This is a genomic window from Streptomyces sp. NPDC101227, from assembly GCF_044767545.1.
Taxonomy (GTDB): domain Bacteria; phylum Actinomycetota; class Actinomycetes; order Streptomycetales; family Streptomycetaceae; genus Streptomyces.
In genome coordinates this window covers 1-1,028 of the sequence record NZ_JBIWOD010000048.1, presented here as the reverse complement: position 1 = coordinate 1,028, position 1,028 = coordinate 1, and the positions used below count along the sequence as shown (strand labels likewise).

The following is a 1,028-nucleotide window of genomic DNA, read 5'->3' as shown; positions in this document are numbered from 1 at the left end:
CCCGCGCTGCTCGCCGAGCGGCTCGGTGTCCCCCAGGTGACGCAGCTCTCCGAGGTTTCCGTGGCCGACGGCAAGGTGACCGGCCGCCGCGACGGCGACACCGCCAGCGAGCAGCTGGAGGCTTCCCTGCCGGCCGTCGTCTCCGTCACCGACCAGTCGGGTGAGGCGCGTTACCCCTCCTTCAAGGGCATCATGGCCGCCAAGAAGAAGCCGGTGGAGGAGCTGGACCTGGAGGACCTGGAGATCGAGGCGGACGAGGTCGGCCTCGAAGGTGCCTGGACCAAGGTCGAGGACGCGGCCGAGCGCCCGGCGCGTACGGCGGGCACCATCGTCAAGGACGAGGGCGAGGGCGGCAAGCAGCTCGCCGAGTTCCTCGCGGGCCAGAAGTTCATCTAAGGCCCGTCCTTCTCCCAACCGCCCTCATTCTTCCCGCAGGAGAGTCATCCCATGGCTGAAGTTCTTGTCTACGTCGACCACGTGGACGGCGCCGTCCGCAAGCCCACCCTCGAGCTGCTGACCCTGGCGCGCCGCATCGGCGAGCCGGTGGCCGTGCACCTCGGTGCGAACGCCGAGGAGGCCGCGAAGGTCCTCGGCGAGTATGGCGCGGTCAAGGTGCTGGCCGCCGACGCGCCCGAGTTCGTCGAGTACCTCGTCGCCCCCAAGGTCGACGCGCTGCAGGCCGCCTACGACGCCATCTCGCCGGCCGCCGTGCTGCTGCCGTCCTCCGCGGAGGGCAAGGAGATCGCGGCCCGCCTCGCGGTCCGTATCGGCTCCGGCATCATCACCGACGCCGTCGACGTCGAGGCCGGCGACGAGGGCCCGGTGGCCACGCAGTCCGTGTTCGCGGCGTCGTTCACCACCAAGTCCCGTATCACCAAGGGCACCCCGGTCATCACCGTCAAGCCCAACTCCGCCGCCCCCGAAGCCGCTCCGGCCGCCGGCGTGGTCGAGCAGCTCGCGGTGACCGTCGCCGACTCCTCCAAGGGCACCAAGATCGTCTCGCGCACCCCGCGCGAGTCGACCGGCCG

General features: G+C 71.0%; 2 protein-coding genes. Both read left to right on the top strand.

Annotated elements, in window-relative coordinates; translation table 11 throughout:
- Positions 1 to 396 (top strand): electron transfer flavoprotein subunit beta/FixA family protein (locus ACIRPT_RS40955; protein ID WP_403836987.1); only part of this gene is annotated, 396 nt, incomplete at its 5' end.
- Positions 397 to 447: 51 nt separating this feature from the next.
- The coding region (locus ACIRPT_RS40950; protein ID WP_403836985.1) for an electron transfer flavoprotein subunit alpha/FixB family protein at positions 448 to 1,028 on the top strand (581 nt) is incomplete at its 3' end.